Raw genomic sequence first — 22,032 nt, 5'->3', positions numbered from 1 at the left:
GCTCAGGCGAGCCGGGTGATTTCCACCGTCACGGACAGCGTGGAGCCTCCACCGCCGGACAAAATGCCCTTCAGCGGCGGCACGTCGCGGTAGTCGCGGCCCCGGGCCACGGTGACGTGGAAGTCGCCGGCCGGTTTATGGTTCGTCGGGTCCCAGCTGCGCCACTGCCCGTCCCACCATTCCAGCCAGGCGTGGGACTGGCCGGCAACCGCTTCGCCAAGGTCCGCCGTCGACCGCGGGTGCAGGTAACCGGACACGTACCGGGCCGGGATGCCGCAGCTGCGCAGGGCGCCGATGGCAAGGTGGGCGAGGTCCTGGCAGACGCCCTGGCGCTGGTGCCAGGCCTCCTCGGCGTTGGTGGTGACGCCGGTGGATCCCTTCATGTAACGCATTTCCCCGCGCATCCAGTCGAACACGGCCATCGCCGCTTCGTACGGGTTGCGGCCGGCGACGACGCCGGGCAGGATCGCGAGCACTTCTTCCCCGGGGCCGGTCAGCTGCGACTGCGGAATCCAGTCGCTGAACTGGTTCAGGGTCTCCGGCGTGGTCAGTTCCGACCAGCCGACGATGTCCGCCTCGGCCGGGATCCGCTCCGCCCGGTGCACCTCAACCGTCGTCGTGGCCAGGACCTCGAGATGCTCGTGCGGCATCTGCATGTCAAAAGCGGTGACCCGGGTTCCCCAGTAGTCCCGGTAGCTGCTGACCGCGGCCTGGGCGGGCGAAACCTTCATCGAGGTTTCCAGCACCACCTGCTGCGGATCCGTCAGCGGGGTCATCCGGGCCTCGTTGTAGGAAAGGGTGACGCGTTTGTTGTACTGGTACGCGGTGCGGTGCGTGATGCTGAGCCGGGTCATGAAACTTCTCCCACCCAGGCCAGTTCGTTTGCCTGATTGAAGTACTTACGGGAAATTGCGTCCGAGGCCTGCGACACGGCCTTTTGGACCCGCTCCATGTGTTCCGGCAGCTCGGCCATCAGATCGTCGGTGCGGTGAAACTCCAGGAAGGTGCGGGCCTGGCCGACAATGCGGCGGGCGTCGTTGATGAAACCGACGCGCTGTGCCGACGGGTCCAGTTTGGCCAGGCACTCGTCGGCGTCACGCAGGGCGTAGACGATGGATCGCGGGAACAGCCGGTCCAGCAGCAGGAACTCAGCCGCGTACTCGTCGCCGAACGCGGCCCGGCGGGTCCGCAGGAACGACTCGTACGCGCCGGCGCAGCGGAGCATGTTCACCCAGGACATGCCCGCCGACAGGACATCCCGGGTGGAGAGCATCCGCGCCGTCATATCGGCGCGTTCCAGTGACCGGCCCAGGACCAGGAACAGCCAGCTTTCGTCGTGGCTGACCGTGGTGTCCGCCAGCCCGCTGACCATGGCGGTGCGTTCAAGCACCCAGTTGCAGAACCGGTAGGTTCCCACCACGTCCTTGCGGTGCTGGCTGAGCCCGTAATAGGTGGTGTTCAGGCTTTCCCAGAGGCCCGAGGACACGGTTTCCCGGGCCCGCCGGGCGTTCTCCCTCGCGGCACCGAGCGAGCCTGCGATCGAGGTGGCGCTGTGCTTGTCGTAGGCCAGGGCGTGCAGCAGCTCGTCGAGGCCGAACTCGTCGGACTGCGGCCGTGCCCCCATGACGGCCAGGAGCTCCCGCGCGACGCTGCGCTGCTCCTCCATCGGCAAATGGTTGAGCCGTTCCAGGTGGACGTCCAGGATCCGGGCTGTCCCGTCCGCACGCTCCACGTAGCGGCCGATCCAGAACAGTGACTCGGCAATTCGGCTAAGCATTCGCGGCTACCTCCTGCGCGTGGGACTGCTGCTGCTGTTGCTGTTCCTTCTGGTTGTCCTGCCAGTTGCTCTCCACCGGCCACACCGACACCCGCTCCCGGACGGCGATGGCGGGCCGCGGGACGGCCTCGACCGGGACCCGGGCGGAGTCCGCGAGCACCCACGTGTCCTTGGAGCCGCCGCCCTGGCTGGAGTTCACGATCAGGGAGCCTTCCTTGAGCGCCACCCGGGTCAGGCCGCCGGGCAGCACCCAGACGTCGTCGCCGTCGTTCACGGCGAAGGGCCGCAAGTCCACGTGACGGGGGCCAAACTTATCGCCGCTGAGCGTGGGCACGGTGGAGAGCTGCAGCACCGGCTGCGCGATCCAGCCGCGGGGATCGGCGATGATCCGCCGGCGCAGCGCCTCCAGTTCGTCCTTGGACGCGTCCGGGCCGATGACCAGGCCCTTGCCGCCGGAGCCGTCCACCGGCTTGACCACCAGGTCCGCCAGCCGGTCCAGCACGTGCTCGCGGGCTTCCTTTTCCTCCAGCCGGAAGGTGTCCACGTTGGCGATGACCGGCTCTTCGCCCAGGTAGTAGCGGATCAGGTCCGGCACGTAGCTGTAGACCAGCTTGTCGTCGGCGACGCCGTTGCCCACGGCGTTGGCGATCGTCACGCCGCCGGCCCGCGCCGCATTGACCAGCCCGGGGCAGCCCAGCATGGAGTCGGAGCGGAACTGCAGCGGGTCCAGGAACTCGTCGTCGATCCGTTTGTAGATGACGTCAACGCGCTGCTCCCCGGCGGTGGTGCGCATGTACACCCGGTTGCCGCGGCAGATCAGGTCCCGGCCCTCGACCAGTTCCACGCCCATCAGGCCGGCCAGCAGGGTGTGCTCAAAGTACGCGCTGTTGAAGACCCCGGGGGTCAGGACCACCACGGTGGGATCGTCGACACCGGACGGCGCCGTCTTGCGCAGCGCGGACAGCAGCCGGCGTGGATACTCCTCCACCGGGCGGATCAGCTGCTGGCCGAAGGCCTCCGGCAGGCCCTTGGCCATGGCGCGGCGGTTCTCCAGGACGTAGCTGACCCCGGAGGGTACCCGCACGTTGTCCTCCAGGACCCGGAACGTGCCGGCCGCGTCGCGGACCACGTCGATCCCGGAGACGTGGACCCGGACGCCGCCGGCGGGCTCGAAGCCGTGGACCTGGCGGTGGAAATGCGCGCTGGTGGTGACAAGCTGCCGGGGGACGACGCCGTCGGCCACGACCGCCATCTTGCCGTACACGTCGTTGAGGAAGGCCTCGAGGGCCCGGACGCGTTGCGCCACGCCCCGTTCGAGCACCGCCCACTCGTCGGCAGGGATGACGCGGGGCACGATGTCCAGCGGAAAGGGCCGCTCCTCCCCCGCATAGTCGAAGGTAACCCCGCGGTCCAGGAAGGTCCGGGCCATTGAGTCGGCACGGGCGGTGACGTCGGCGAGGGACAGCTCGCTCAGCGCTTCGGCGACCTGGCCGTAGGAGCGGCGGGCCAGCTGTCCCTGGGCGAACATCTCGTCGTAGGCACCGCTGCGACCGGCGGCCTCTGAGTAATCCTGGAAAAGGTCAGACATGTCCACTAGCCAACCACTTCTGCGGGCCGAATTCATAACGGAGCACGGCCCGGGGCGTGTTGCTGCTCACATCCCCGGGGTGGCGGCGGGGTGTTTTGGCGTCCGCGTGCGGCATTGTTGAAGGATGCCCGCAACCAACCGCGCTTTCCGGTCCCGCCGCGCAGAACTGCGGCCGCTGGTGCCGGGCCTGCTGGCCTGCGCCGCCGCCGTCGGAATTGCCCTTGCCGTGCACGCGGCGTTCCCCGCGCTGCCGGCCATGACGGCGGCCGTCGTGCTGGGCCTCCTGGCGGCGAACCTGCCGGGCGTGGCCGGCTGGGCTGCCGGAACCGGCTCGCCCGGTCTGGGCTTCGCCGGCAAGCACCTGATGCGCAGCGGCATCGTCGTGCTCGGCCTGAAGGTCAGCGTGGTGGACGTGCTGGGGCTCGGCTGGCCCGCCCTGCTGCTGATCGTCGGCGTGGTCCTGGCAGCGTTCGCCGGCACTTACGGCATCGGCCGGCTGTTCCGCCTGACGCCACCGGTCGCCTTGCTGCTCGCCACCGGGTTCTCCATCTGCGGCGCCTCCGCGATCGGCGCGATGGCGGCGGTCCGCCGCATCCGGCAACAGGACACCGTGCTGCCGATTGCCCTGGTGACACTCTGCGGCACGCTGGCCATCGGCGTCCTGCCGCTCCTGGCGGGTGTGCTGCGCTTGGGCCCGGAGACCTTCGGAGCGTGGACCGGCGCCTCGGTGCACGACGTCGGCCAGGTGGTCGCCACTGCGCAGACCGCGGGAGCCTCGGCGCTGGCGGTCGCGGTCATCGTCAAACTCACCCGTGTCCTGCTGCTCGCCCCGATGGTCGCCGCCGCGGGGATCCACCACCGGGCCGGGTCAACCGCGGGCGGCAGGCGCCCGCCCGTCGTGCCGCTGTTCGTCGTCGGGTTCGTTGTCCTGGCGGCCCTCCGCTCAACCGGGTGGATGGCGCCCGCGCTGCTGGACGCCGCCGCCGTGCTGCAGGACCTGCTGCTGGGGATGGCATTGTTCGGCCTCGGCGCCGCAGTCCGGGTACGGGAACTGCTGCGCACCGGGACGCCGGCGCTGCTGGCGGCGCTCGCGGCCTGGCTGCTGATCGCCGCCCTGGGCCTGGGCGCCGCCGTCGTGCTCATCCCCGCCGGCTGAGGTCCGCCGTCGTGATTAGATAGCGGGGTGTCGAACCAGAACCTGCGCCGTGACGAAGCGGCGGCCCGCTCAGCCCTGATCAGCACCCACAGCTACGACGTATCCCTGGACGTCCGCGACGCGCCGGATCCTGCCGTCGCCGGCTACACCAGCCGCAGCGACATCACGTTTTCCGCGAGTGAGCCGGGAGCCTCCACGTTCCTGGACTTCATTGCCGGGTCCGTGCACAGCGTGGTCCTCAACGGCACCGGCCTGTCCATCCCGGAGGTGGTGGAGGGGTCCCGGATCCGGCTGGATGGGCTGCAGGCCGAGAACCGGGTCACGGTGACCGGCACGGCCCTGTTCAGCACCTCGGGCGAGGGAATGCACCGGTTCTTCGACCCCGCCGACGGGCAGTGCTACCTGTACACCCAGTACGAACCCGCCGACGCGCGCCGGGTCTTCGCCAACTTTGAACAGCCGGACCTGAAGGCGGAGTTCACCTTCCACGTGACCGCCCCGTCCGGCTGGCAGGTCTCCTCAAACGGTACCGAGACGGCCTGTACGCCGCTGGCCGGCGACCCGGCCGTGAGCCGGTGGGACTTTGCCCCGACCCGCCGGATGTCCACCTACATCACCACCGTACTGGCCGGGCCCTACTTCAAGGCCGAAGACAGCTGGCACGGCACCCTCGCGGACGGCACCGCACTGGACGTGCCGCTGGCACTGTACTGCCGCGCCTCGATGGCACCGTCCTTTGATGCGGCCGAACTGTTCAGGCTCACCAAGGACGGCCTGGCCTTCTTCAACGACCTCTTCGACTACCCGTACCCCTGGGGCAAGTACGAGCAGGCGTTCGTCCCCGAATACAACCTCGGCGCCATGGAGAACCCTGGCCTCGTGACGTTCACCGAGAGCTACGTTTTCAGCTCCCGCGCCGCCGACTCGCAATACCAGGCCCGGGCCAACACGTTGCTGCACGAGATGGCACACATGTGGTTCGGCGACCTGGTCACGATGCGGTGGTGGGATGATCTGTGGCTCAAGGAGTCCTTCGCGGACTACATGGGCACCCTGGGCGTGGACCGCACCACCGGCTGGGACACCGCCTGGGTGAACTTCGCCAACAACCGCAAGGCGTGGGCCTACGTGCAGGACCAGCTGCCCACGACCCACCCGATTGTCGCGGACATCCCGGACCTTGAGGCGGCCAAGCAGAACTTCGACGGCATCACCTACGCCAAGGGCGCCTCGGTGCTCAAACAGCTGGTCGCCTACGTCGGGTTCGAAGCGTTCGTCGCCGGGTCCCGCCGGTACTTCAGGGACCACGCCTATGGCAACACGACCCTGTCGGACCTGCTGGCGGCGCTCAGCGCCGCGTCCGGCCGCGACCTCGCCGCCTGGGCCCGGCAGTGGCTGCAGACCTCCGGCATTTCCACGCTCAGCACCGAACTGGAGGAGCACGACGGCGTCCTGGCCTCGGTCACGCTGCACCAGCACGCCGAGGACCCCGGCACCGGCCGCCAGGAACCGCGTCCGCACCGGCTCCGGATCGGGCTGTACAACCCGGACGGGTCCGGGGCGCTGGTGCGCACGGACAGTGTGGAAACCGACGTCGACGGCGAACGCACCGTGGTTGCGGGCCTGGCCGGCAAGGACCGGCCGGCCCTGCTGCTGGTCAACGACGAGGACCTCAGCTACGCCAAGGTCCGGCTGGATCCGCACTCCGAGGCCACCGTGCGCAGCTCGCTGGGAACGATCAGCGACCCGATGGCCAGGGCCCTCTGCTGGACCGCCCTGTGGGACTCGGCCCGGGACGCCGTCACGCCCGCGGCCCGCTATGTCGACGCGGTTCAGCGGTTCGCTCCGGCCGAAACCGGCATCGGGGTGCTCCTGAACATCCTCGGCAACGCCCAGACCGCCATCGAACGCTATCTGCCGGCGGAGCACCGGGGTGCTGTCCGCAGCGCCTTCCTCAGCGCCGCCGGCACCGAGCTGGAGCGGGCGGCGCCCGGCTCCGACCAGCAACTGGCCTGGGCGCGCACGGTGGCCGCCACCAGCCGGTTCGACGCCGGCCGGCTGGATTTCCTGGCAGCCCTCCTGGACGGCAGCGCCGTGGTGCAGGGACTCTCCGTCGACGCCGAACTCCGCTGGAACTTCTGGCAGGCGCTGGCGGCGCACGGCCGGGCCAGCCAGGCGCAGCTGGATGCGGAGCTGGCCCGTGACAACACCGCCGCCGGCAAGTCCGGCCACGCCACCGCCCTGGCGGCCCGGCCGGACCCGGAGGTGAAGGCGGCCGCCTGGGACGCCGCCGTGCACGGTACCGCGCTGTCCAACCAGCTGCTCAGTGCGACCATCGCGGGTTTCACCACGGCCCCGGCGGAGCTGCTGGCCGGCTACGTGGAGCCGTACTTTGAATCCCTGGAACGGGTCTGGGCGGAGCGCAGCATCGAGATCGCGAGCCGGATTGTCCGCGGCCTGTACCCTTCCGGCCAGGATCTCGTGCAACGGGGCGGCGCTCCCTCGGAGCACCCGGTGGTCGTCCGGTCCGATGCCTGGCTCGCAGCGCACCCGGATGCCCCGCAGGCGCTGCGCCGGATCGTCATCGAACAGCGCAGCCACCTGCTGCGTGCCCTCACGGCGCAGGCAGCCGGCTGACGTCCCGGTCGGCTTCGGCTACGGGACCCGGTGCAGCCACTCCGTGGTGCCGAACTTGGACTCCACCCGCTGCCTGGCGGTGGCGAGTTCGGCGTCGGTCAGTTCCGAGGGCGTGGCTCCGTACCGGTCGGTGAAGACTTCCATCATGGCGGCGAGGATCTCGGCGCGGGCCAGGCCGGTCTGCCGGCGCAGCGGGTCGACGCGCTTCTTGGCGCTGGTGGTGCCCTTGTCCGACAGTTTCTCCTTGCCGATCCGCAGCACCTCGACCATCTTGTCCGCGTCGATGTCGTAGCTCATCGTGACGTGGTGCAGCATGCCGCCGTTGGCGAGCCGTTTCTGCGCGGCGCCGCCGATCTTGCCCTGGTCTGTGGCGATGTCGTTGAGCGGCACGTAGAACGCGCTGATGCCCACTTTCTGCAGGGCCGCCATCACCCAGGCGTCGAGGAACGCGTAGGAGTCGGCGAAACTGATGCCGTCGACCAGGGTCTGCGGCAGGTACAGCGAGTAGGTGATGCAGTTGCCCGCCTCCATGAACATCGCTCCCCCGCCGCTGATCCGGCGGACCACGTTGATGCCGTGCCGGCTGACCCCTTCGGGGTGGACCTCGTTGCGGACGGACTGGAAGCTCCCGATCACGACCGAGGGCTCCTCCCAGTCCCAGAAACGCAGCGTCGGGTTGCGCCGGCCCGCACCAACCTCTTCGGTGAGGACTTCGTCCAGTGCCACGTTGACCTGGGTGGGGAGCACCGAGGGCGGGATGATGTTCCAGTGGTGGTCCCGCCAGCCGGTGGCTTTGGCCAGGGCGCGGCGCACGCTGATGGCGACCGCCTCGGCGGAGAAGCCGAAGAGTACGGCGTCCGCCGGGAGTGCTGCCGTGACGGCCGCGGCGAGGTCGGCGGCACCGGCGTCCGCGGGCAGGCCGGTGAGGCTGTGGTTGATGTCCAGGAGCGCTTCGTCGGGTTCCAGGAAGAAGTCCCCGCTGATCGAAACACGGCTGAGTGCGCCGTCGGCGACTTCGAGATCGGCCACCACCAGTTTGCCGCCGGGAACCTTGTACTCGCCGTGCCGGCGTCCGCCGTCGTCCTCGGTAGGGGGGATGGCTGTGGGCCCCGGCGAGGACGCGGAAAATGGGAAGGAAGTCATAGCCCAATCCTGCCCCTTTTCCCGGCTAAAACCGAAGCGGCGCCTACCCTGCAGCCGGCGGCGGCAGGTGGCCGGGACGCGAAAAGCCCGCACCGTCACCGGTGCGGGCTTTTCCAAAAGACCTTGGGAGCAGAAGGTTACTTCTTGCCGCCGAAGCCCTTGAAGCGAGCGTTGAAGCGCTCGACACGGCCAGCGGAGTCCATGATGCGCTGCTTGCCCGTGTAGAACGGGTGGGACTCGGAGGAGATTTCGACGTCGATGACCGGGTAGGTGTTTCCGTCTTCCCACTCGATGGTCTTCGAGGAAGACACGGTGGACTTGGTCAGGAACTTGACGCCGGAAGCCAGGTCGTTGAAAACAACAGCTTCGTACTTCGGGTGGATATCAGACTGCATAATTGGACCTTTGTTCGCGCAACTGGATTTTGCCAGCTGCCAGGTATGAGTGGGATGGCCGCCCGGCGCTGATAAGCGCAGTACGGCCAGCTACCCATCATAGCGCAGACCGGAGGGGCGCACGAACCGCCGCGCGGAGCTCAGGCCCGGGGCCGGAGCTCCCAGAACGCCACCGCCGAGGCGGCAGCGACGTTCAGCGAGTCGACCCCGGCGCGCATCGGGATCTTCACGGCGAGGTCGACGGCGGCGAGGGTGGCCGGGCTCATGCCGGCGCCTTCGGTGCCCAGCACCAGTGCGAGCCGTTCGGGGGCGCGGGCGGCGAGGGCGTCGACGTCGACCGCGTCCCCGGTCAGCTCCAGGGCGGCCACGAGGAAGCCATGCTGCTGCAGCACCGGCACGGCCTCCGGCCAGTCCTCGAGCCGCGCCCACGGAACCTGGAAGACGGTGCCCATGCTCACGCGCACGCTCCGTCGGTACAGCGGATCACCGCAGCGCGGCGAGACCAGCACGGCGTCGATGCCGAGCGCGGCCGCGGAACGGAAGATTGCCCCGACGTTCGTGTGATCGACGATGTCCTCCAGCACGGCAATCCGCCGTGCTCCGGCAAGCAGGTCGGGCAGCGGCACGGGGGCCGGGCGGTGCATGGCTGCCATCGCGCCGCGGTGCAGGTGGAAGCCGGTGATCTCTTCGAGCAGCGCGGCCGAGCCGATGTAGGCCGGCACCTCCGGATATTGCTCGAAAACATCGGCGAGGTCCGGCAGCCATTTTTCGGCCAGGAAGAACGAGCGGGGCCGGTGCCCGGCCGCAAGGGCGCGGCGCAGCACCCGCGAGGATTCAGCAATGTACATGCCTTCGGCAGGCTCCCGGAGCTTGCGCAGGTGCACGTCGGTCAGTTGCGTGTAGTCGGCGACGCGCGGGTCGTCGGCGGATTCGAGGTAGTGGAAGCTCATCGGCGGGTCAGTTCAGCAGCTTGGCGATCATGAACCCCAGAGCCACGGTGCCGAGCGCGAAGATGACACCGCGCAGCACGGGCGGCGACAGCCGGCGACCCACCTTGGACCCGATCAGGCCGCCGATCAGGGAACTGACGGCGATCAGGCCGACGGCGGTCCAGCTGATCCGGTTGAAGGCGAACAGCAGATAGGACGCCGCGGCCACAACGTTGACGCCCAGGACCAGGACGTTCTTCATCGCGTTCGCGTTCTGCATGGTGCCGGCCATGAACACGCCGAGGATGCCGACCAGCAGGATTCCCTGCGCCGCCACGAAGTAGCCGCCGTACACACCCGCCAGGTACACCAGTACTACCAGCAGAATGCCGTGCCTTTTGTCCCGCACGGCCTGTTCCGGGTCCGCCTCCCGGTTTTGTACCCAGCGCTGCAGCCGGGGCTGGAACACCACCATCAGCAGGGCCACGACGATCAGGACCGGCGCCACGTACTGGAAGACCACCTCCGGCAGGTGCAACAGCAGGTACGCTCCGGTGATCCCGCCGAGCAGCGAGGCAGGCAGCAGCCGAAGCAACTGGTTTCGGCGGCCGGCGAGTTCCTTGCGGTAACCCCAGGCACCCGCGGCGCTGCCGGCCACCAGGCCCGTGGCGTTGCTGATGGATGCCGTCACCGGCGCGAAGCCCAGAGCGATCAGCACGGGAAAGGTCACCAGCGTCCCGGAGCCCACCACGCTGTTGATCGTTCCGGCCCAGAGCCCGGCAAAGAATATTAAGAAGCTGCTGAGTAACTCCACGCGCTGCAGCGACTCCCCTAGCGGCGGGCCGTGGCGGTGTAGCGTCCCCCGGCCACGTTCACGTCCAGGTCCACGCCGAACGTCGCACTCAGGTTCTCCGCGGTGAGCACCTCGCCCAGCGGGCCGGAGGCCACCACGCCGCCCTCGCGCAGCAGCAGCGCGTGGGTGAACCCTGGCGGGACTTCCTCCAGGTGGTGGGTGACGAGCACCACGGCGGGGGCTGCCTCGTCACTGGCCAGTTCACTGAGCCGGTGGACCAGGTCCTCGCGGCCGGCCAGGTCCAGGCCGGCACCGGGCTCGTCGAGCAGGAGCAGTTCCGGGTCCGTCATCAGGGCGCGGGCAATTTGTACGCGCTTGCGTTCGCCCTCGGAAAGCGAGGCGAACGGGCGGTTCAGGAGCGGACCCATCCCCCAATCGTTGAGCAGCGCGAAGGCGCGCCGCTCGTCGTCCTTTTCGTAGCCTTCGCGCCAGCGGCCTGTGACCCCGTAGGCGGCAGTCACGACGACGTTCAGCACCTTTTCGTGGCCCGGGATCTGGTTGGCCAGGGCGGCGGAGGACAGACCGATCCGGGGCCGGAGTTCGAAGACGTCGACGGCGCCGAGGATCTCTTCAAGGATTCCGGCCATGCCGCTGGTGGGGTGCAACCGGGCCGCGGCAACCTGAAGCAGAGTGGTTTTGCCGGCGCCGTTGGGGCCCAGAACCACCCAGCGTTCGCCCTCCTTGACCTGCCAGTCAACCTTGTCCAGGAGCGTCTTCGCCCCGCGCACAACGCTGACGGCGGCCAATTCAAGAACATCACTCATAGGAGTAGACACTAGGACAAAAAAGCGGACGACTGCTAACCGGGTGCCGGTCCGGCCACAGGGCCCGCTGCGGGGCGGATGGCGGGGCCGGCTGGCCGGTGTCACCTGGGCGCACCGGATTCCGTTCGGTTCCCGGGCGCTCGCTAGGATTGGGCCATGAGTTCGAACGTGACCGCGGTCAGCTACGGCGTCAAACTGTCCCCTTCCCAGGTGCCGGCGCTGCGGGCTGCCCTGACCGGCGCCGGACTGCGCATCGACGCTGAGAGCACGGCCGGCGACGGGCGTTATTCGGTCTATTCCGCCGAGTGTGAGTGGCTGGAATCACCTACCGCGGCCGGCCTTGCCGCGCTCCGCCGCACCCTTTCGGCGTCGCCCGTCGACGGCATCGACACGGCCCTCGTCCCGGCCTCCCTGCGCCGGGCTCCGCGGAAGCTGCTGATCATGGACGTCGACTCCACGCTGATCCGCCAGGAGGTGATCGAACTCCTGGCCGCCTACGCCGGCAAACGCGACGAGGTGGCCGCGGTAACCGAGGCTGCGATGCGGGGCGAGCTGGACTTTGCGCAGAGCCTGCATGCCCGGGTGGCGGTCCTGGCCGGGCTTCCGGAGGACGTCATCGAATCGGTCTGCGCCGAAGTCACCCTGAGTGCCGGGGCCGCGGACCTGGTGGCTGCTTTCAAGGCCGCCGGGCACGCTGTGGCGGCCGTCTCCGGCGGTTTCAACCAGATCCTGCGCCCGCTCGCGGAACGCCTGGGCCTTGACTACTGGATCGCCAACGAGCTGGAAATTGCCGGCGGCGCCCTGACCGGGAAGGTGGTGGGCGACGTCGTCGACCGGGCCGCCAAGGAAAAGTACCTGCGCGAGTGGGCCGCCGCGGAAGGGATCCCCCTGGAGCACACCATTGCCGTGGGCGACGGCGCGAACGACCTGGACATGCTGGGAGCCGCCGGGATCGGTGTGGCGTTCAATGCCAAACCCGCGGTCCGGGCGGTGGCGGACGCCGCCGTGAACATGCCATACCTGGACGCGGTACGGCACATCGCCGGGGTCTGAGGCGCTAACCGCGAGACGACACATCGCGGCAGTGTTTGCGCAAAACACTGCCGCGATGTGTCATCTCGGGCGGGCCGGGGGCTGCGCCGCTAGTTGGAGCCGGGTCCGGCAGCCTTGTCGAAGTAGTCGGCCCCGCCGACATACTCGGTGTGGCCGGACTGGACGTCGGCGGTCGCCATCTTCGCGACCTCGGCCCCGAATTCGCTGACCGAGTACAGCTTGCCGGCCTCGGCGCGCCGGGCCTCGATGGCGCCGGGGTTGGAGCGGTCCAGCAGCGTGGCAGTAACGGTGCCTTCGATCATGTCGCCGGACACGACCACCAGCGAAATACCCTTGTCGGCAAGACTGGGCAGGAGTTCGCGCAGCGCGTCCTCGCCGGCACGCTTGCTGCGGGCCACCGGCTCATACTCGGGCATGGTGGGAACCGACTCGATGAAGTGGGCCTGGTGGCTGGTCACGAAGACGACGCGGGAACCTTCCGGCATCAGCGGAACAGCGGCATTGAGCATGTTCACCTGGGCGTCGCGGTTGAGCTTGAGGGCGTACCCCTCCTCCATGCCGGATTCCATGCCGCCCGAGGCATTGAGGACCAGCAGGTCCAGGGAGCCGAAGTTCTCCATGGCCGCGCTGGCCAGGGCCTGGACGCCTTCCTGGGTGGTCAGGTCCGCGCCAACTGCCGCGGCCCGGCCGCCGGCCGCCTCGATGTCCGCGACCACCTTGTTGGCGCGGGGTGCCTTCTGCCGGTAGTTCACCACGACGGCGGCACCCTCGGCGGCCAGGAATTTGGCGACTTCCGCGCCGATTCCGCGGGATGAACCGGTAACGATGGCGGTCTTGTTTTCGAGTAGTCCCATGCGTGCTCCTTGTGTTTCAAAACGTCCAAATACTGTGGGTCCGCTGTCCATCATGCCAGCGAGCAGCACCAGATAAGTTGTCCGTGGTCCACAAAGAAGCGGCCGGGGCCTAGTTTCGGTGCGGTGCGGGCGCCCGGCCCGGCCTCCCGCGCGGGGGTCGGAGCCGGGCGGCGACATCGCCCGCGCCGGCCGGGGTGCCGGGCCGCCCGGGTCAGCCCCGGTCCACCCGGATCTTCTTCGGGGCTTCGCCGGGCGGCGCCGTTACCGGGGCGGGCGCGCGCACTTCCAGCACACCGTCCCTGTAGCTGGCGGTGATGTCCTCTTCCTTAGCGCCCGCCGGAAGGGCGACGCTGCGCTGGAAGGAACCGTAACGGAACTCCGAGCGGTAGCCGGTCTTTCCCTTGTGCTCGGACTTCTCCTGCCGCTCGACCTTGAGGTGCAGCATGCCGTCGCTGATCGAGACGTCGACGTCACGGTCGGGATCGATGCCGGGAACTTCCGCCCTGACCACGAGGGTATTGCCGTCCTGGAACTGCTCGACCTTGATGGACGGCGCCATGATCAGGTCGCCGTCGAGAAAACGGCGGACAGGCTCCAACATTTCCGAGGGCGCCCACTTGCTGAGATCAGCCATAATTCCTCCTGGGTCCGCGCCCCTGGCCTCGACGCGGACAGGGGCTGTCACTCCATTAGATGCCCTGCGCGCGGCCCCGCCAAGGGCCAAAGGCCTCGCGGGGCCCTCGGGGTGCCCGCGCTAGTGGCCCATGCCCAGTCCGCCGTCGACCGGGATTACGGCGCCCGAGATGTACGCGGCCTCGTCGCTGGCGACCCAGCGGACGACGTCGGCGACCTCGGATGCCTCGGCGAATCGGCCTGCCGGGACCTTGGACAGGTAGTCCTTTTGCGTGGCTTCCGGCAGCTCGGCCGTCATGTCCGTGTTGATGAAACCGGGCGCCACGACGTTGGCCGTAATCCCCCGGCCCCCGAGTTCCCTGGTGAGTGAGCGGGCAATGCCGACCAGGCCCGCCTTGGAGGCTGAGTAGTTGATCTGGCCGGGGGCGCCGTAAAGGCCCGTGACCGAGGAAATAAGGACAACCCGTCCCTTGCGTGCCCGGATCATGCCTTTGGACGCGCGCTTGATGACGCGGAAGGCCCCGGTGAGGTTGGTGTCGATCACGGAGGTGAAGTCGTCCTCGCTCATCCGCAGCAGGAGCGTGTCCTTGGTGATGCCGGCGTTGGCGACCAGGACCTCCACCGGGCCGTGCGCGGCCTCAACCTCGCTGAACGCCGCGTCCACGGAGGCTTCGTCGGTGACGTCGGCCTTGACCCCCAGGATCCCTTCCGGCAGTGCCGCCTCGCTGCGGTAGGTGACCGCCACCTTGTCGCCGTTGGCGAGGAACGAGCGGGCAATGGCCAGGCCGATGCCTCGGTTGCCGCCGGTGATGAGGACGCTGCGGCCGGTGGAGGTTGCTTCAGACATAGTGTGCTCCGGAATTCTGCGGCTCGAGGCGCCGCGCTGGGGGCTGGTTTTGCTGCCTCCGATCTTAGCGTCCGGCGCGGCTTTGCCCGGTTCATGCGGCGGCTGCCGTTTGGGCGCCTCCGCCGATAGTGAGAGAATTGGAGGAAGCCTATGGAGCGTGATCTGACAGTTGTGACAAACAGGAACCGACGCGGCGAGCGGTCATCCGGAGAGTACGCCGGAGACACCGAGGTCCACAGCATTACCGACGCCGCCGCCGCGCACTCTGAAGAGATGCGCCAGCGGATGATCAAGTATGCGGTGGCCATGGGGATCCGCATGGTCTGCCTCATCCTCGTGTTCGTCGTTGACGGCTGGTTCAAGGTCCTGCCCGTCATTGGCGCGGTGTTCCTGCCGTGGTTCGCGGTGGTGATCGCCAACGGCGGCGACCACGCCGAAGTCCACAGCGACTCGCTGCTTGACTACGCCCCGCTGGCCGAACTTGATGCGCCCGGCGGCGAGGAATCCCGGGTTGAAGCGCCCGCCACCAGGGATGGCGGCCCGGCGCATCCGGTGGCGGACGACGCCCCCACCACCTTGCAGGGCGAACTTATTGACGACGACGAGGACCAGGGACAGGCCGCTTCATGAACATCTTCGATCTGGCCGGTTCCACGGCCGCGCCTGCAGTTGCCCTGTGCTCGCGGAAAGCCTGCCGCGCCGAGGCCCAGTGGCAGCTGCTGTGGAACAACCCCAAAATCCACACCCCGGACCGGCGTAAAATCTGGCTCGCCTGCCCGGACCATCGCGGCTGGCTGGAGGACTACCTGCAGACCCGGGGGCTGTGGAAGGAAACGCTGCCGCTGGACGCCGCCCCGGCAGGAAGCGACGCCGGCGCAACGGGCAGCGGCCCGGTCAGGGCCGGCTGAATGTACCGCTTTCTTTTCTCCAGCAAATGGCTGGGCTACTTGCTCCTCGCCGCCATCTTCGCGACCGCCTGCGTGTTCCTGGGACGCTGGCAGATGGACCGCAGGGCGGAAACCCTCGCCGGGATCAACCGGGTGGTTTCGAACTACTCAGCCGCCCCGCTTTCCTTTGCCGATGCCCGCGACCAGTTCGTCCGGCTCGACGCAGACCGGGAGTGGACGCAGGTGGAACTGCACGGCCGCTACGACCCCGCCGGGCAGCGCATCGTGCGGAACCGCCCGCTGAACGGCCAGCCCGGATACGAGGTGGTGGTCCCCTTCAAGCTCCAATCCGGCGAAACCGTGGTGATCGACCGGGGCTGGCTGCCGATCGGTAACAAGACCCCCGGCAGCCCCGACTCGGTCCCGGCCCCGCCGTCCGGAACGGTCACGGTGGTGGCGCGCCTGAAGCACTCCGAGCCTGAGCTCCAGCGCGGCGCGCCGGACGGCCAGCTGGCCTCCATTGACCTGCCCGCCTACTCCGCAGAGCTCGGCTATCCGGTGCTCACCGGCGCCTACGGACAGCTGGCCAGCGAAACCCCGTCGGTGGCGGACATGCCCGTCGCCTTTCCGAAGCCCTCCACCGAGGAGGGGACGCACCTGTCCTATTCGCTGCAGTGGTTCGCCTTTGGTGTGCTGATGTTTGTCGGCTTCGGCTACGCGGCGCGGCAGCAGGCCCGGAACGCCGCGATCGACGCGGAGGACGCCGAGGAGTTTGGCGAGGGCAACTACCTGCACGCCAACCACGTCGCCGTCCGCCGTCGTCCGGCCCCCCGCAAGCGGAAGAATGCCAGCGCCGAGGACGAGGAAGACGCAATCCTCGACGCGCAGGGATTCTGACGGAGCGCAGCATGGATACCGACGCCGTAGCAACCGTCCGCCGCGCCCTTGTCGCTGCCGGTGCCGTGGACACCGTGGCCGTCTTCGAATCCGCAGTTCCGACGGCGGCAGCAGCGGCCGCCGCGCTCGGCTGCGAGGTCGCGGCGATCACCAACAGCCTCGTCTTCGACCTCGACGGCGCTCCCCTGCTGATCCTGGCCAGCGGCGCCGCCAGGGTCAACGTCGGCAAAGTGGCCGAACAGCTCGGGGCGGGCAAGATCCGGCGCGCCGCCCCCGACTTCGTGCTGCACCAAACGGGTCAACGCGTAGGCGGCGTCGCCCCGCTGGGCCACCCGCAGAAAATCCGCACCCTGCTGGACGAATCCCTGGCAGCCCACCCCGTCCTCTGGGCAGGAGCCGGAGACCACCACTCGATGTTCTCGATCACCTACCAGGACCTCCACCGCATCACGAACGCCGAAGAGATGCCGGTCCGCTAGAAGAAGCGAGCCGGGGCGCGGAGGCAACCAGAGCAGCCGGCTCGAAGGGGCCTACGCCAGCGTGATCAGGTCCAGGTAGTCCTCGTTCCAGAGGTCCTCGACGCCGTCGGGCAGCAACACGACGCGCTCGGGGTTCAGCGCCTCGACGGCACCCTCATCGTGGCTGACCAGCACGACGGCGCCGGTGTAGTTGCGCAGGGCGCCCAGGATCTCGGCGCGGCTGGCGGGGTCGAGGTTGTTGGTGGGCTCGTCCAGCAGCAGCACGTTGGCGCTGGACGCCACGATGGTCGCCAGGGCCAGCCGGGTCTTCTCGCCACCGGAGAGCACGCCTGCCGGCTTGTCGACGTCGTCCCCGGAGAACAGGAACGAGCCCAGGATGCCGCGGACCTCGGCGTCATTCATGTCCGGCGCGGACGAACGCATGTTCTGCAGCACCGTCCGGTCCACATCCAGGGTTTCGTGTTCCTGCGCGTAGTAGCCGACCTTCAGGCCGTGGCCCGGGATGACCTTGCCGGTGTCCGGTTTGTCCACGCCGGCCAGCATCCGCAGCAGGGTGGTTTTGCCCGCACCGTTGAGGCCCAGGATCACCACCTTGGACCCGCGGTCGATGGCCAGGTCGACGTCCGTGAAGATCTCAAGGGAGCCGTAGGACTTGCTCAGGCCGTCGGCGGTCAGCGGGGTCTTGCCGCAGGGCGACGGGTCCGGGAAGCGCAGCGCGGCCACCCGGTCGTTCTCGCGGACCGCCTCGAGGCCGCCGAGCAGCCGCTCGGCGCGTTTTGCCATGTTCTGCGCGGCGACTGCCTTGGTGGCCTTGGCGCGCATCTTGTTGGCCTGGTCCATCAGGACCTGGGCCTTCTTTTCGGCGTTCGCGCGTTCGCGCTTGCGGGCCCGTTCGTCCGTCTCGCGCTGGAGCTGGTAGCGCTTCCAGTCCATGTTGTAGATGTCGATTTGGGCGCGGTTGGCGTCGAGCAGGAAGACCTTGTTAACCGTGGCCTGGAGCAGCTCGGTGTCGTGGCTGATCACGATCAGGCCGCCCTGGTGGTTCTTCAGGAAGTCCCTGAGCCAGGCGATGGAATCGGCGTCGAGGTGGTTGGTCGGTTCGTCGAGCAGCATGGTCTCGGCGTCCGAGTACAGGATCCGGGCGAGTTCCACGCGGCGGCGCTGGCCACCGGACAGGGTTTTCAGCGGCTGGTTCAGCAGCCGGTCCGGCAGTGCGAGGTTGGAGCAGATCGCGGCGGCCTCGGCCTCGGCGGCGTAACCGCCGGCAGCCAGGAACTCGGATTCCAGCCGGTCGTAACGGTTCATGGCCTTGCGCTGGATGGCGGGGTCCTCACTGGCCATCTCTTCGTGCGCGGTCCTGAGCTGGCCGACGGCGACGTCGAGCCCGCGGACGGAAAGAATCCGGTCCCGGGCCAGCTGCTCCATGTCCGGGGTGCGGGGGTCCTGCGGCAGGTAGCCGATCTCGCCGCTGCGCGTAACCTTCCCGCCGGCGGGCAGCCCCTCGCCGGCCAGCACCCGGGTCAAGGTGGTTTTACCGGCGCCGTTGCGGCCCACCAGGCCGATCTTGTCTCCCTTGTCGATCCGGAAGCTCACCTGGTCCATCAGCAGCCGGGCGCCGGCGCGCAGTTCGAGATCCTGGACGGTAATCAATGCAGCTAAGGCCTTTCACAACAGGGAACGCCGCGGCACAACGGATGAAGTCTGAACGGGGCCGGGGCAGTGTGGCCGAGAGGACGGTCGCTACCAGTCTACCGGCAGCGCTTCGGTCCGCCGACAACCCGGACCGCCGCGGACGACGGCGGGCGGCACCAGCCGCCGTCGTCCGCCGCTGCACAGCCTTTGGCGGGATGCCTTTTGGCGGTATCGCCCAGCACGGGCGCCGCGCCCTAGTGGGGTGCCTACAAAATGGCGCCCCGGCTGCAGACGTATCGTCGGAAACAAGACCCGCGCACCTCCCCGCAGCCACTCCGGACAGGACCACCATGAGCACAACTGAGCACAACAGCACGCCGGCCACCGCAGCCGCGACCGCCGGCCCCGGACCTGAGCCGGCCCCTACCGGCCCGGCGGCGGAACATGCGGCGCGGCGCCGTCGGTGGGACGGCACCGACCTCGGCCTCATCGCGGTGTTTGCCGCGCTGGTGGCAGTCTCCGCCGTGGTGCCCGCGATTCCGGTGGGTGGCCTCGGCGTGCCCGTCACGGTCCAGACCCTCGCCGTCATCCTCACCGGCCTGGCGCTCGGTTCCGGCAGGGCGTTTGCGGCCGTGGGCCTGTACGTGCTGCTCGGGCTGGCCGGGTTGCCGATCTTCAGCGGTGGCCGCGGCGGGCTGGCGGTGCTGGCCGGACCGTCCGCCGGCTACGTCGTGGCGTTCCCGCTGGCTGCCGCCGCCGTGGGCTGGCTGGCCGCCGTCGTCCTGCACCGGACGGCCGTCCGGTTCCGGGCGCTGGCGCTGTTCGCCGCGGCCATGGCCGGCAGTATCATCGTTGTCCACACGCTGGGCATTGTCGGTCTGGTGCTGAACGCAAAACTGGACTGGTCCAAGGCGTTTCTTGCCGACCTCGTGTTCTACCCCGGCGATGTGGTCAAGAACGTCGTGGCCGTCAGCATCGCCCTGGCGCTGCACAAGGCGTTTCCGGACCTGCTGCTCCGCCGCGTCCGTCCCGGCCGCGGGGCGAACGCCCGGGTGGCTGCCGGCCGCGGATGAGCATCGTTTTTGAGCAGGCGGCCGTGCGGGTTCCGGTCGATGGCCGGACGGTGCCCAAGACCCTGCTCCACCCGCTGTCGCTGACCCTCTCCGAGCGCCGGATCGGTGTCATTGGGGCCAACGGATCGGGCAAGTCCACCCTGCTGCGGATGCTCAACGGCCTGGTCGTGCCAAGTTCCGGAACCGTTACGGTGTCCGGGGCTGACACCGTCCGGGACGTCCGCGCGGTCCGGCGGAGGGTGGGCTTCGTCTTCACCGACCCGCTCTCCCAGCTGGTGATGCCGACCGGCCGCGAGGACGTGGAACTGTCGCTGCGCCGCGCGGTCCGGAATCCGCGGGAGCGCCGCACCGCGGCGGAGCAGTCGCTCGACAGGTTTGGCCTGCTGGCGCTGGCGGACCAGAGCGTGTACGAGCTGTCCGGCGGTGAACGGCAACTCGTCGCCCTCGCCGCCGTGCTGGCCGTCAACCCGGATGTCTTGGTCCTCGATGAGCCGTCCACCCTGCTGGACCTGCGCAACCGGGAGTTGCTGCGCCGGACCCTGGCCGGACTGGAACAGCAGGTCATCCTGTCCACGCACGACCTCGAACTGGCCCTCGACCTGGAGCGGGTACTGGTGGTGGACTCGGGCAGGATCGTGTTCGACGGCGGCGCGCCGGCCGCCGTCGAGCACTACCGGGCGCTGTGCGCGGCGGATCCCGCTCCCCTGCCGCCCGGTGCCGGTAAGCCGGCAACACCATGAGGGGGCACGGCTTCCTGCTGGCCGGTTACGCGCCCGGGGACTCGGCGGTGCACCGCGCACCACTCTGGCTGAAATTCCTGCTCGTGGTCGCGTGCGGACTGGCGTCGTTCCTGGTTCCCGGCTGGACGGTGCCGGCCGCGGGGCTGGTCCTGCTCTGCGGGTTGTACCTGGCCAGCGGGGCCGGCCCCCGGAGGCTGTTCCGCGCCGTCCGGCCGGTCTTGCCTGTGCTCGCCGTGCTGGGCCTGTTCCAGTGGTGGCAGCTTGGCGGGCCGGCCGCGGCGCGGATCGTGCTCAATATTCTGGTCTGCGTCGTTGCGGCGTCCGTCCTGACTGCGACGACGCCGGTGCAGGCGCTGCTGGACGGCGTTGCCGCGCTGGCCAAACCGTTCCGCCGGCTGGGTGCCGACCCCGAACGCTTCGCGTTGACCATCGCCGTGATGCTGCGCAGCATTCCCTTCATTGCAGGCGCCTACGCCGACGTGCGGGACTCCGCCCGCGCCCGGGGCCTGGACCGGAACCCCAGGGCCCTGGTGCTGCCCGTCTTCATCACCACGGTGGCGTTCGCCCGGCAGACGGGTGAGGCGCTCGCGGCCCGTGGCTTGGGCGAGCCGGCCGCGCCGGAGGCGCCGGAGGACTGAACGGCTCCGTCGGCCGGGGCCGGCTCCGCGGGCCGGAGTGGGGTGGGCCGGCTGGGCCGGGCTCCGCTCCGCCCGGGCTTCGTGGGCCGGGCTCAGCCGGCCCGCTCCGTGGGCCGGGCTCAGCCGGCCCGGCGGACCTGGAGCTGGCCCTCACTGGTCCGCACTTCGTAGGCGGGCTGGGGTCTGGTCGCCGGGCCCCGGACGATGGTCCCGTCCTCGAGCCTGAAGGTGCTGCCGTGCCAGGGGCAGACGACGCAGCCGTCCTCGATCTTTCCTTCCGCCAGCGGGCCGCCCATGTGGCTGCAGACGGCGTCGAGGCCCTGAATCCGGTCCCCGGAGCGGTGCAGGAGCACCGACACACCCCGAACGTCAACGGCCCGGCTCTCACCGTCGGCCAGGTCGGATTCGGCAAGGACCGAGGTCCATTTGGCGGGGCCTCTCCGGTCGGCGGTCTTGTTGACGTTCACGGCGTCGGCGTACGTCAGATGGCCGCCGAGGAAGCCGCCGAAACTCACCAGCCCCAGCCCGGCAAGTCCCAGGGCCTTTCCAAGACCCCGGCGTCCGCCCCTGCGGGCCGCAAGCGAACCGACGTACAGTCCCAGTGCCGTGCTGTTCGCCAAGGCATGAACCAGCCCGGTCCGCCGGGACGCGCCCTCGGTATCGGACCAGTCATTGAGGCCGGCGGCGGCCGTCGGGACGGCGGCGGCAATGCCGACCGCCACCAGGGCATCCGCCGCGGGTTCCGAAGCACGCCCGCCGGTGACATCCAGCAGGGCCGCCATGGTCCAGGCACCGATGGGCAGGTCGGTCAGGACCGGGTGCAGCGGGTGCCCGATGTAGGTCCCGCTCAACACGTTCCGCACCGGCCGCGCGGCGACAGCCTTCGCGACGACGTCCGCCAGCGAGGAGGCGAACCCGTCCAGGGAATCGAACCGTTCGATGGCCTTGACCATTGAATCCAGCATCATTGCAACTCCTCGAACTCGGCGTCGTCGCTCGGACCGGTCGGCGGGCACGCGCGGCACCCCTGATGCCCCTTCGGCCGGTGGCCACAGCC

Annotated in this window: 23 protein-coding genes; 10 read left to right on the top strand and 13 right to left on the bottom strand. The window is 69.2% G+C overall.

Annotation, left to right across the window (positions count from 1 at the left end; translation table 11 throughout):
* Positions 1-2 precede the first annotated feature (2 nt).
* Genes AC3ANP_RS13885 through AC3ANP_RS13875 form a run of 3 tightly spaced genes read right to left on the bottom strand, consistent with a single transcriptional unit; the run spans position 3 to position 3,365 of the window.
* Positions 3-854: a transglutaminase family protein gene (locus AC3ANP_RS13885; RefSeq protein WP_488330737.1), complete on the bottom strand. Its 852-nt coding sequence runs from the start codon at positions 852-854 to the stop codon at positions 3-5.
* Positions 851-1,777, bottom strand: coding sequence for an alpha-E domain-containing protein (locus AC3ANP_RS13880; protein ID WP_488330736.1), 927 nt, complete (start codon positions 1,775-1,777; stop codon positions 851-853). Before AC3ANP_RS13880 ends, AC3ANP_RS13885 begins: the two co-directional genes overlap by 4 nt.
* Positions 1,770-3,365 carry a circularly permuted type 2 ATP-grasp protein gene (locus AC3ANP_RS13875; protein ID WP_488330735.1) on the bottom strand — a complete coding sequence of 532 codons (1,596 nt, stop codon included), beginning with the start codon at positions 3,363-3,365 and terminating at the stop codon, positions 1,770-1,772. Before AC3ANP_RS13875 ends, AC3ANP_RS13880 begins: the two co-directional genes overlap by 8 nt.
* 124 nt (positions 3,366-3,489) lie before the next feature.
* On the opposite strand from AC3ANP_RS13875, the gene AC3ANP_RS13870 reads away from it, so the two are divergent.
* On the top strand, positions 3,490-4,521 hold the full coding sequence (locus AC3ANP_RS13870) for a YeiH family protein (RefSeq protein WP_488330734.1): 1,032 nt from the start codon (positions 3,490-3,492) through the stop codon (positions 4,519-4,521).
* Between the two features lie 27 nt (positions 4,522-4,548).
* On the top strand, positions 4,549-7,158 hold the full coding sequence (gene pepN, locus AC3ANP_RS13865; RefSeq protein WP_488330733.1) for an aminopeptidase N: 2,610 nt from the start codon (positions 4,549-4,551) through the stop codon (positions 7,156-7,158).
* 18 nt (positions 7,159-7,176) lie between these two features.
* Here the strand turns inward: pepN and lplAB are convergent, their stop codons facing one another.
* The 5 genes from lplAB to AC3ANP_RS13840 all read right to left on the bottom strand — a co-directional run bounded on the left by lplAB (position 7,177) and on the right by AC3ANP_RS13840 (position 11,242).
* Positions 7,177-8,301, bottom strand: a complete 1,125-nt coding sequence (gene lplAB, locus AC3ANP_RS13860) for a lipoate-protein ligase LplAB (RefSeq protein ID WP_488330732.1) — start codon at positions 8,299-8,301, stop codon at positions 7,177-7,179.
* Between the two features lie 137 nt (positions 8,302-8,438).
* The gene (locus AC3ANP_RS13855) at positions 8,439-8,696 is read right to left on the bottom strand and encodes a type B 50S ribosomal protein L31 (protein WP_056739465.1); all 258 of its coding nucleotides are present in this window, start codon (positions 8,694-8,696) and stop codon (positions 8,439-8,441) included.
* A gap of 140 nt (positions 8,697-8,836) precedes the next feature.
* On the bottom strand, positions 8,837-9,646 hold the full coding sequence (locus AC3ANP_RS13850; protein WP_488330731.1) for a TrmH family RNA methyltransferase: 810 nt from the start codon (positions 9,644-9,646) through the stop codon (positions 8,837-8,839).
* Between the two features lie 7 nt (positions 9,647-9,653).
* Positions 9,654-10,439: a sulfite exporter TauE/SafE family protein gene (locus AC3ANP_RS13845; protein WP_488330730.1), complete on the bottom strand. Its 786-nt coding sequence runs from the start codon at positions 10,437-10,439 to the stop codon at positions 9,654-9,656.
* Between the two features lie 17 nt (positions 10,440-10,456).
* Entirely contained in the window at positions 10,457-11,242 is a 786-nt protein-coding gene (locus AC3ANP_RS13840) for an ABC transporter ATP-binding protein (RefSeq protein WP_488330729.1), read from the bottom strand.
* A 156-nt stretch (positions 11,243-11,398) separates the two neighbouring features.
* On the opposite strand from AC3ANP_RS13840, the gene serB reads away from it, so the two are divergent.
* Complete coding sequence (serB, locus tag AC3ANP_RS13835) at positions 11,399-12,295, top strand: phosphoserine phosphatase SerB (RefSeq protein ID WP_488330728.1); 897 nt, start codon at positions 11,399-11,401, stop codon at positions 12,293-12,295.
* A gap of 89 nt (positions 12,296-12,384) precedes the next feature.
* Here the strand turns inward: serB and AC3ANP_RS13830 are convergent, their stop codons facing one another.
* The 3 genes from AC3ANP_RS13830 to fabG all read right to left on the bottom strand — a co-directional run bounded on the left by AC3ANP_RS13830 (position 12,385) and on the right by fabG (position 14,629).
* Complete coding sequence (locus AC3ANP_RS13830; protein ID WP_488330727.1) at positions 12,385-13,149, bottom strand: SDR family oxidoreductase; 765 nt, start codon at positions 13,147-13,149, stop codon at positions 12,385-12,387.
* Between the two features lie 211 nt (positions 13,150-13,360).
* Positions 13,361-13,783 (bottom strand): Hsp20/alpha crystallin family protein, encoded by a 423-nt coding sequence (locus AC3ANP_RS13825; RefSeq protein WP_488330726.1) that lies wholly within the window; start codon positions 13,781-13,783, stop codon positions 13,361-13,363.
* Between the two features lie 120 nt (positions 13,784-13,903).
* Complete coding sequence (gene fabG / locus AC3ANP_RS13820) at positions 13,904-14,629, bottom strand: 3-oxoacyl-ACP reductase FabG (RefSeq protein ID WP_488330725.1); 726 nt, start codon at positions 14,627-14,629, stop codon at positions 13,904-13,906.
* Positions 14,630-14,779: 150 nt separating this feature from the next.
* Between fabG and AC3ANP_RS13815 the strand changes: the two genes are divergently transcribed.
* Genes AC3ANP_RS13815 through AC3ANP_RS13800 form a run of 4 tightly spaced genes read left to right on the top strand, consistent with a single transcriptional unit; the run spans position 14,780 to position 16,892 of the window.
* Positions 14,780-15,259: a DUF3099 domain-containing protein gene (locus tag AC3ANP_RS13815; RefSeq protein ID WP_488330724.1), complete on the top strand. Its 480-nt coding sequence runs from the start codon at positions 14,780-14,782 to the stop codon at positions 15,257-15,259.
* Positions 15,256-15,537: a hypothetical protein gene (locus AC3ANP_RS13810; protein ID WP_488330723.1), complete on the top strand. Its 282-nt coding sequence runs from the start codon at positions 15,256-15,258 to the stop codon at positions 15,535-15,537. Before AC3ANP_RS13815 ends, AC3ANP_RS13810 begins: the two co-directional genes overlap by 4 nt.
* Complete coding sequence (locus AC3ANP_RS13805; RefSeq protein WP_488330722.1) at positions 15,538-16,413, top strand: SURF1 family cytochrome oxidase biogenesis protein; 876 nt, start codon at positions 15,538-15,540, stop codon at positions 16,411-16,413.
* Positions 16,414-16,424: 11 nt separating this feature from the next.
* On the top strand, positions 16,425-16,892 hold the full coding sequence (locus tag AC3ANP_RS13800; protein ID WP_488330721.1) for a YbaK/EbsC family protein: 468 nt from the start codon (positions 16,425-16,427) through the stop codon (positions 16,890-16,892).
* Between the two features lie 51 nt (positions 16,893-16,943).
* On the opposite strand, the gene AC3ANP_RS13795 is transcribed toward AC3ANP_RS13800, so the two are convergent.
* On the bottom strand, positions 16,944-18,542 hold the full coding sequence (locus AC3ANP_RS13795) for an ABC-F family ATP-binding cassette domain-containing protein (protein WP_488330720.1): 1,599 nt from the start codon (positions 18,540-18,542) through the stop codon (positions 16,944-16,946).
* Between the two features lie 332 nt (positions 18,543-18,874).
* Between AC3ANP_RS13795 and AC3ANP_RS13790 the strand changes: the two genes are divergently transcribed.
* The 3 genes from AC3ANP_RS13790 to AC3ANP_RS13780 are packed head-to-tail and all read left to right on the top strand — an operon-like array spanning position 18,875 to position 20,975.
* The gene (locus AC3ANP_RS13790) at positions 18,875-19,597 is read left to right on the top strand and encodes a biotin transporter BioY (protein WP_488330719.1); all 723 of its coding nucleotides are present in this window, start codon (positions 18,875-18,877) and stop codon (positions 19,595-19,597) included.
* Positions 19,594-20,337, top strand: a complete 744-nt coding sequence (locus AC3ANP_RS13785; protein WP_488330718.1) for an energy-coupling factor ABC transporter ATP-binding protein — start codon at positions 19,594-19,596, stop codon at positions 20,335-20,337. Before AC3ANP_RS13790 ends, AC3ANP_RS13785 begins: the two co-directional genes overlap by 4 nt.
* On the top strand, positions 20,334-20,975 hold the full coding sequence (locus tag AC3ANP_RS13780; protein ID WP_488330717.1) for an energy-coupling factor transporter transmembrane component T family protein: 642 nt from the start codon (positions 20,334-20,336) through the stop codon (positions 20,973-20,975). Before AC3ANP_RS13785 ends, AC3ANP_RS13780 begins: the two co-directional genes overlap by 4 nt.
* A gap of 119 nt (positions 20,976-21,094) precedes the next feature.
* On the opposite strand, the gene AC3ANP_RS13775 is transcribed toward AC3ANP_RS13780, so the two are convergent.
* The gene (locus tag AC3ANP_RS13775) at positions 21,095-21,943 is read right to left on the bottom strand and encodes a Rieske (2Fe-2S) protein (protein WP_488330716.1); all 849 of its coding nucleotides are present in this window, start codon (positions 21,941-21,943) and stop codon (positions 21,095-21,097) included.
* Positions 21,944-22,032: the final 89 nt, after the last annotated feature.

The organism is Arthrobacter sp. JB02-1C (assembly GCF_057748045.1).
The sequence above is the reverse complement of the archived record's forward strand: the minus strand, read 5'-3'. Positions and strand labels throughout refer to the sequence as shown.